Annotated in this window: 4 protein-coding genes and 1 pseudogene; 1 reads left to right on the forward strand and 4 read right to left on the reverse strand. The window is 54.9% G+C overall.

Annotated features, from left to right (window positions below; genetic code table 11):
• Window positions 1–302 (reverse strand): annotated as a pseudogene (gene aceE / locus AAC035_RS15420) (pyruvate dehydrogenase (acetyl-transferring), homodimeric type); the annotation flags it as partial.
• 668 nt (window positions 303–970) lie between these two features.
• On the opposite strand from aceE, the gene AAC035_RS15425 reads away from it, so the two are divergent.
• Window positions 971–2335: a lysine 2,3-aminomutase gene (locus AAC035_RS15425; protein WP_339805696.1), complete on the forward strand. Its 1365-nt coding sequence runs from the start codon at window positions 971–973 to the stop codon at window positions 2333–2335.
• Between the two features lie 78 nt (window positions 2336–2413).
• Here the strand turns inward: AAC035_RS15425 and AAC035_RS15430 are convergent, their stop codons facing one another.
• The 3 genes from AAC035_RS15430 to AAC035_RS15440 form a co-directional block, all read right to left on the reverse strand.
• Entirely contained in the window at window positions 2414–4042 is a 1629-nt protein-coding gene (locus tag AAC035_RS15430) for a hypothetical protein (protein WP_339805698.1), read from the reverse strand.
• 201 nt (window positions 4043–4243) lie between these two features.
• Complete coding sequence (locus AAC035_RS15435) at window positions 4244–5338, reverse strand: hypothetical protein (protein WP_339805700.1); 1095 nt, start codon at window positions 5336–5338, stop codon at window positions 4244–4246.
• On the reverse strand, window positions 5338–7776 hold the full coding sequence (locus AAC035_RS15440) for a hypothetical protein (protein WP_339805703.1): 2439 nt from the start codon (window positions 7774–7776) through the stop codon (window positions 5338–5340). Before AAC035_RS15440 ends, AAC035_RS15435 begins: the two co-directional genes overlap by 1 nt.
• Window positions 7777–8305 lie beyond the last annotated feature (529 nt).

The raw sequence follows: 8305 nt of genomic DNA on the forward strand, positions 1-8305 counted from the left end.
CCACCAAGATCCCCGGGGCGCTGATTGGCCCGCAGCACCATGGCCATGGCGTTCCAGCGAATCAGCGAGCGGATCCGCCGCTCCATGAACAGATCGCCAGGCATTCGGGCTTCCTGGAGAGCCGGAATGGTATTTCGGAATGGCGTGGTTATGGAATAAGGCAGCTCGGTACCGTCTCGGCTGGCGCGCTCTGACAGTCGCTCAAGAATAAATTTTACGCGGTCAACGCCTTCGTGTTCGATCAGGGATTCCAGCGCATCAAGCCATTCGCTGGTTTCGGTGGGATCATCATCCTGGTACATCAAGCCCTCCCATGAGTGCGGTAATGGGCGCCGTCAACGAGCCAGGTAAATGCCCGGGCGCCTGCAATATGACGATACGACGGTTCGTGGTAAAGACGATCACGACCGCTATTCGCTAAACACCTGAAGGCTGGCGCAACGCGGCCGCCTCTGCTCAAAGCATAGAACAGAATCAACGACCTGCCCGATACTGCCGACAGCATGCCCGATCAATGTTGCCAAATTACTACATTTTTCACAATATCCTTTCGACCAAAGGCTAAATTATTCAATATTGACCCATTAATTTACTAGTTTTCGACAAATTATCGATCATAAAACAAGACGAAGCCAAAAATGTCCTGAATACTACGAAAACCGGGAAATGGCACTGGAACAGACCTCCACTGACCCATATTATTTCTCACACTAAACGAATGCCTCCACAAGAAGCCAATCCTCCACAATCATAATTAGCTGAAAAACCGGTATTTTTAAGAGTTAACCACGAATTCTCGGCAGATCCGGCGCAATCCTCGTGAAACTCAGGATCTGATCGTTACCGAAGTTTTAATTAGACCTGAAAATGTTGTCGGATTCAGATATACTCCTCCGTCTGATTTTTCTGTGGCAACGACCCCTCACAACCCGTCAGTTGCCAGCCATTTGCTCAAGACAGAGGGCGATCCATGAACTCTATCGTCACCTTTCCAAACCGGATACCGGCCGTTGAATTTGAAGAGCGCCGCTTCCAGGTCTACACCGATCGACAACTCGACAAGATCGAAGTCATCCAGAGTCTTCCCGAAGACACCCTGTTTGAAATGAAAGTGGTGGCCAGCGTGCTGCCATTCCGGGTCAATGAATATGTGATCAATGAGCTGATCCGCTGGGACAAGGTGCCCAACGATCCCATCTACCAGCTGGTGTTTCCGCAAAAAGGCATGCTGAAAGATGAGCACTTCGAGCGCATGGCGCAGCTGCACCGCGAAGGCGCAGACAAGAAGGAAATTCAGGCCGTCGCCAAGGAAATCCGTGACGAACTGAACCCGCATCCTGCTGGCCAGATGGAAATGAACCAGCCCATGCTGGACGGTGAGCCCCTTGAGGGCCTGCAGCACAAGTATCGCGAGACCGTGCTGTTCTTCCCGTCCCAGGGCCAGACCTGCCACTCTTACTGCACCTTCTGCTTCCGCTGGGCCCAGTTCGTTGGCGACAAAGACCTGAAGATGGCCAGCACCGATGCGGACAAACTGCACGGCTATCTGCAGCAGCACACCGAAGTCACCGATCTGCTGGTGACCGGTGGCGACCCCATGGTGATGAAAACCAAACACCTGGTACAGTATCTGGAGCCGCTGCTACAGCCGGAATTCGACCATGTCCAGACTATTCGGATCGGCACCAAGGCGCTGACCTTCTGGCCCTACCGCTTTGTCACCGACAAGGATTCGGAAGAACTGCTGGAGCTGTTTGCCAGACTGGTCGATGCCGGTAAGCATCTGGCCATCATGGCCCACTACAACCACTGGCAGGAAATCACCACCGATATCTCGGAAGAAGCCATTCGCCGCATCCGCGCCACCGGTGCCGAAATCCGCGCCCAGGGCCCGCTGATCAAGCACGTCAACGACAACGCTGACGACTGGGCCAGACTGTGGAAGAAAGAAGTGCAGCTGGGCATCATCCCCTACTACATGTTTGTGGAACGGGACACCGGCGCCAAGAACTACTTTGAAGTTCCCCTGGCCGAGGCCTTCCAGATTTACCGTGAGGCCATCAAGAAAGTCTCCGGCCTGGCCCGCACCGCCCGCGGCCCCAGCATGAGCGCCGGCCCCGGCAAGGTAGAAATCCAGGGCATTGCCGAGATCAACGGCGAGAAAGTGTTCGTGCTGCGCTTCCTGCAGGGCCGTAACCCGGACTGGGTGCAGCGTCCGTTCTTCGCAAAATACAGCGAGACAGCCACCTGGCTGCACGAGCTGGAGCCCGCCTTCGGGGAAGAGAAATTCTTCTTTGAGGATGAGTATGAGGAACTGCGGATGGGGAATGGCTGACGCGAGCCACCTGTTCCGTTTACAACAAGGGCAGCCCGATGGGCTGCCCTTGTTGTTTCCGACATTGAAACGATCAGATCAGTAGCGTCGCCAGATCTCGAAACTGTTTCCCTGACTGATATCCGCGTCGAGCGCAGGCCGGCAACTCATCCAGTAAATCCCCGCCCCGTCGCCGGAAGGAATCCGGTGTATCGGGCTGCAGGCCCGATCGGAGCTGACATCAAGCAGACACACTTCCCCCATATCACCCGGTTCATCCCCGCAGCGCACTACACCGTCGGCGATAACGCCGTCTTCTGACGTCTGGGACAGCATCTGCCCGCTATTCGCCTCATCCAGAGAGTAGCGGATCACAGACCCCGGCGCCCCTCTCCAACCCTGATAGTCCGGAATCACTACCGAGTTGCTGACATCACCCTCAGCACCAATCTCGTGAGCACCAGCCACATAACGCCGGAATTTGATGGGATCGAGAACGCCTTCTCCCTCGACATCCAGAATCCAGTCCCGGATATCGGTTCCGATTGTCCAGGTGTAGCTCTCAGTCGGCTCACTGCCCACCTTGTAGGTGCCCGTTCCTGCCTGTTCGATTCGGAATGCCGTGATGTCGTCCTCGGTGTTGCTGCCCGTTGCACCAAACTCTGTATGATCCCCTGCCAGCAATTCCGGATAGAAGCCATCGACCCCGGCCCGCACAAAATACTGGGTCTCCGTGGCGTACCGGCCGTTGCCTACGAAAATCCGGCAACTGGCGGTAAAGCGACGCTCGTCACCAGTGAGCACCCGGCAGGTATCAGTGAACGAGCCCGTGTCCATCTCGATGATATTCCCCTCTACCGTCCAGCGAATATCCGCAGAACGATCTTCCGAGCACACAGCCCTGGCCCGCTCGTAGGTGCCTATCCAGGCACTGTCGTCCGAATCCGGGCAGCCTCCGTATTCAAAAAGTTCGCCGGTACCGTCGTCGTTGAAGACAATTCGCGAGCCCCACTCGCCATATTCACCTACGTAGGCATCCCAATGCGACTGGTTTGCTCCCTCGAGACCGATAAACAAGTCCGTGAGCTCATTGGCGGAATCCACAACGGACTCCAGGGTAAGCTCGAAATGTTCGCTTGCCTGTTGGGCCGACACCAGCTCATTACCGATCCCGAGATTCATGCTGAAATCTGCCAGACTCGCAGCGATCTGGCTGTCAAAGTTCGGGTCGCCAAGCTGAATGTCCGCCAGAATGTTTGCCAAACCCGAATCCGCCAGGGTTCTCTCATCCGGCAACAGGATGCCATTGGTCGGGTCGCCATCCAGATCCATGGTCTGCAGCAGACGCAGCAGGTTCACTGTCGCAGTATCACTGGCGTAGTCTTCCCGTTCGGTGCCTTGTAACTCCGCAGGGGTCACAATGGTACCCGCGGCATTGACCGTTACGGTACCAAGGTCCATTCCCGCAAAGGAAAAGCTGACCGGCTCGCCCGGTCGGAACCGAAAGCCCCCATCACTGGTCGTCGTGCCCTCAATACCATTACCGCGATAGACCACCCCTCCTACCGGGGAATCCAGCAAAAATGCGAAATTGCTGTCATCTCCCTCATCAGGAGCGGGATCACTACCGCCTTCATTGCCACCTTCATCACCGCCGGCATTTCCACCTCCATCGTCTTCACTGCCACCCCCGCCACACCCTGCCAATAGCAGGAACGCTATAAGCAAACCGGCCACGGCTAATAGAAAAAACTGGCTCGTTTGATGATTATTCGGTTCATGCCCACCAAATGATCGAGAAAAATGACAATGAGATTTCACGGGATACTCCTTTGCTCCGCCGTTTCACTGATCCATTCAGCCTAAGGATCCCCTGTCCGGAGTGCATCACCCATTTGGTGTACGAGCCAGGCGGTTTGTATTGATACATCAGTAACCCCGGGAAACGGTCAGCCCCAGAGCCTGAACTTCCTGCCATTGTGGCGAATCCAGTGACAGCCCGAACCGCCATTGGCCGCGCTCATACTCTACTCCGACCGACTCCAGCTTTGGCCAGTAGAGTACCCTGAGTCGACTGCCATCAGCATACTGCCAGCCCCCGCCAACGCCGGCAAAGCCATAGCCGAACTGGTACTGTGCCCGGACGATGGCCAGCCATGAGCCTTCGGACAGCTCGACACCAGCACGGTATCGTGGATCAATAGCCTGATACACCCGGTCGCGATAGCCTTCCGTCCCGGTGAGGATGGGATCAAAAATCGCATAGCCGTCATCGTCGTAGGATTTGTTATCCGTATTGGCCGTCGCCCGCGTAAACGGTGCATCCCGCCAGCGGATTTTGGCCAGCAGGTCGTCTGCCCGGGCATGGAAGCGCCAGCGGTCACCGATCTGCCAGCGGGCGGCCAGATCAACAGCCCAGCCGAGGCCATCCGCCTTCTGGATATCCGGCCGATCAAACAGCACATCCCGATAATAGACGTAATCCACATCGGCATTGAAATCGAAGTCCTGCTCGTCTGTCGCCAGCAGTTCACCGTTAAGTTCACCCAGCATCACGTGCCGGGCCCACAGCAGACTGACTCCGGCACCTATCCAGCCAGACGCCATTTCATGGCGGTAACCCAGCCGCAGAGCCTGGGCACTGAAGCCGTCTACCTGCACACGAACCGGCACCCGCTCACCCGGCACCAGCGGTTCCTTGCGTTCGATTCGCCCCCATTGCTCGGTGGCCTCCCGGTTCATCCGCAGGTCCGCCAGCAAGCGTTGCTGCACCGAGATTTCGATGCCGTGATAACGGGCACCCACCTCCAGATGATTGACCAACCACTGCCGCTCGCCGCCAGTGAACTCGGAACCCCAGTCACTGATGGTGGTTTTTATGGGCTCCGGCTCGCTCACAATCTGGCTTTCAAACCGACCAAACAGCTCCACCGCGTGAGCAGCCCAGGCATTAGTGCTGCCTATAACGAAAAAAAAGGCAGGGCCGAGGCCCCACCTTTTCTTCCGGTTTCCCGGTGCTGTCATCAGAACAGTGTCTCAAACACAGTTTCATTACCATTCGGGTAGGTAATCACAGGAACGCCGTCTCGCAGCTCCAGGTTACCAATATCTTCATCATCATTAACGAAGACATTACCTGTCAGGCTTGGCACGCCGTCAGCGTTTTCAGAACCAACAGCTTCCAGGCGGAAGCCCTGAGGATTCCAGAACGCGAGAGTTATTTCCGGGTTTTCTGCGTTCAGCTGATCCGTGCTGACCTGCAGCTTGTAACTGCCACCGTCCCAGCTTACATCTGCCAGCATGCTGGCACCGTTCAGGGACGAACGGGTGAGAGTAACAACCGCGGTCGCTCTCGGCATGTCGACAAGTGATACACCTGCCGCAATGTTGAACGACAGGTCTACAAAGTTGTCCGCAGTTTCGAGGGTGGGAAATGCAATGTCCGTATCAACTTCTGCCAGCGTGTAGTCGCTATTACCGTATACCCAGACGCTCTCGATCTCAGAAGCTGTTGCCACCGACGCACCCACAGCACTGACGAGTCTTTCCGCAATCAATTCGTCCAGCGCAGCGTTTTCCGCTTCGTCCAGTACATTGCAGCTGTAGATAACTGATTGCTGCTGAACGTCGTACCAGTCTGAAAAAGCAACCCGCTCTCCATAGACATCAGTTCCTGTTTCGGAATCATAGCAACTCCAGTCAGAAGTAATAGAAAACTGAAACTGCTCAGCGGCCTCATCGTACTCAACAAACCGCAGAATCTCGGCACGATCAACTTCAAAATCGAAAGCTGCCGTAGTGTCATTATAATCAAGATAGGTGAACAGGTTGAAGCGCTGAGCGCTGCTGCTGTTCATTGAGGTCGAGACGTTAAAAGTACGCCCGGAGGTAGCCGTAAAGTCACCCGTCAAGGCAAAGGACTCCGGGGAGAAGGGTTGATCCAGCGCACTGAAGCTGGAGCCCGTCATACTCACAGCCTTCACCGAAACGCTGCCTTCAAAACTGGCGGCCTCAGGATTGGCAAGGGAAACCGAACCGGTCAGCGCAATGGCACTGAACATGTCCAGCACTGTCTCATCTGTGACATTGCCGTTAATCGACTCTGACAGGTCCAGCGTAGCATCCAGATCCAGCACCGCACGATGGAATCCGGTGCCATCACCAACCGTACCGCTCACTGAGACTGTATTCTGCGCCATAAGTGACAACACCTGCTCGGCGTCGTAGGTCAGATCCAGATCGTTCTGGCTCAGGCTGGTACCGATGACCAGGTCAAAGTTCCGGGTCTCTCCACCTATCTGGGCAACACTACCGGAAACTGCGGCCTTCAGGCCTGACGCTGTATCTTCGAACACCAGGGTAGCATCCATGGTGCCTGTCGCAGTCGGATCCTCTTCATCCGTCCAGCTCTGCTTCGCCGTGAAAGTAGCATTATTCTCCAGAGCGCTCAGCAGTGCAGCACGTCCCTCGGGCCCTGCCAGTTGCTGCGAGAACACATCCAGAACTTTGCTCACCAGATCACCGGCAACACCGGCCTGAACAAATACGTCTCTGATGGTGTCGATATCCGCATCCACTGCTACCGAAACGGGGGACATTTCGTCGCCCAGGGCGATTGCCGTTTCATCTATGGAGCCGGCCCAGCTGCGGAATTGTGTAACGAATGACTGGAAGGCGGCAATCTTGTCAGCCTGGTCAGCACCTTCGTCGAGGTCCAGATCATCGTCGTAGCTTGTATCCAGGCTATCCCCAGCCCCATCAAACTTTGCGGTCTGGTTATTCAGTGATTGCTGGGTTTCGTCACTCAGATCTTCAGTTGCCTCAAACGCTGTTCTGACAGCTGCGGATAAGGTCGCAGGTGTGAAACTATCCTCAGCGTTGATGGACCCGTCTTCAAGAGCCTCAGTGAAGCTGGCGAGCGCTGCAGCCACATCCTCGCTGCCGGAAAAGACCAGATTTGCCACTGCGGCGTTCATTACTGCAGCCTGAGCCTCAGCAGCAGTTGCGCCAGTCAGGTCGCTGACACCGCGAGCCGGTGTATCTTCAAAATCAAAACCCGCCACCTGGATGACTTCTGCCTTGGCCCGCCTCGCCGCGTCAGCAACACTCGTGCCTTCACCAACAAGCGTTTTTGTACGTTTGACGGCCATGGTGGACCAGGCTGTGACCGGCACGCTTACGGTGCTGCCAGGAGTACTTGCCTTGCCAATCGCATTGAGCCTGAAGTTATCTGGCAGCTCAATGTCGTCTCCCCTGGCACTGGCGCCACAGGCCAGGGCATCACAAACCATCCGGGTTTCAGGACTTACGGTAATCTCAATTTCAACAAGGCCGCCACTATAGTTGTCGTCAAGCTCTACGCTGTATTCACCCTTATTGTCGGTGGTTGTCGTGCCAACGGCTGTAGCCAGGCGATCACCGGAATCATCCAGTTCGTACACCGTTACGACGGCGCTTTTCATCACACCCTTCACCGCAGATCCAGACACCACCGAAGTTTCGCTATTTGATCCTCCTCCGGCCGAAGACGACGAACCGCCACCACCACAGCCTACAAGTGCGAGAGATGAGGCTATCGCTATAGATAGCGCAGACTTTTTAAGCATATTCATCGTTATGACCTCTGATTATTATATGTACAAATTCGAATGGCTTTTCAGCAATAACCGCAGGGTAGCCTATCGGGACATAACGAAAAGTTAACAATTGTAATAGAGGATTTTTTTGAAGGGTCAGAACGACGAAGGCAGCTTGCCTGAAATATAAAATCATGTAAAACCATGAAATTATGATATTTTTTGTTTGTTCAGGTTTTAATCATTATTGAACCTAAATCATTGATCCTGAGTAAACCTTAACGCTGAGGTGAGCTCCAGGAAGAATCTATGATAAATACACCAGCCTTGGCAAAGAGACACTTACAAAGCGTTACAAAGTAAATATGTCGACGTTCCGTATTCTTCGTGGGGGGGGGGGGGTCCCGGCTTCAAA

Source organism: uncultured Marinobacter sp., from assembly GCF_963974375.1.
In the GTDB taxonomy this organism is placed as follows: Bacteria; Pseudomonadota; Gammaproteobacteria; order Pseudomonadales; family Oleiphilaceae; genus Marinobacter.

Coding starts and splice junctions, on each gene's coding strand:
- AAC035_RS15425 (WP_339805696.1), top strand. CDS start 971: ATGAACTCTATCGTCACCTTTCCAAACCGGATACCGGCCGTTGAATTT.
- AAC035_RS15435 (WP_339805700.1), bottom strand. CDS start 5,338: ATGACAGCACCGGGAAACCGGAAGAAAAGGTGGGGCCTCGGCCCTGCC.
- AAC035_RS15440 (WP_339805703.1), bottom strand. CDS start 7,776: ATGAAAAGCGCCGTCGTAACGGTGTACGAACTGGATGATTCCGGTGAT.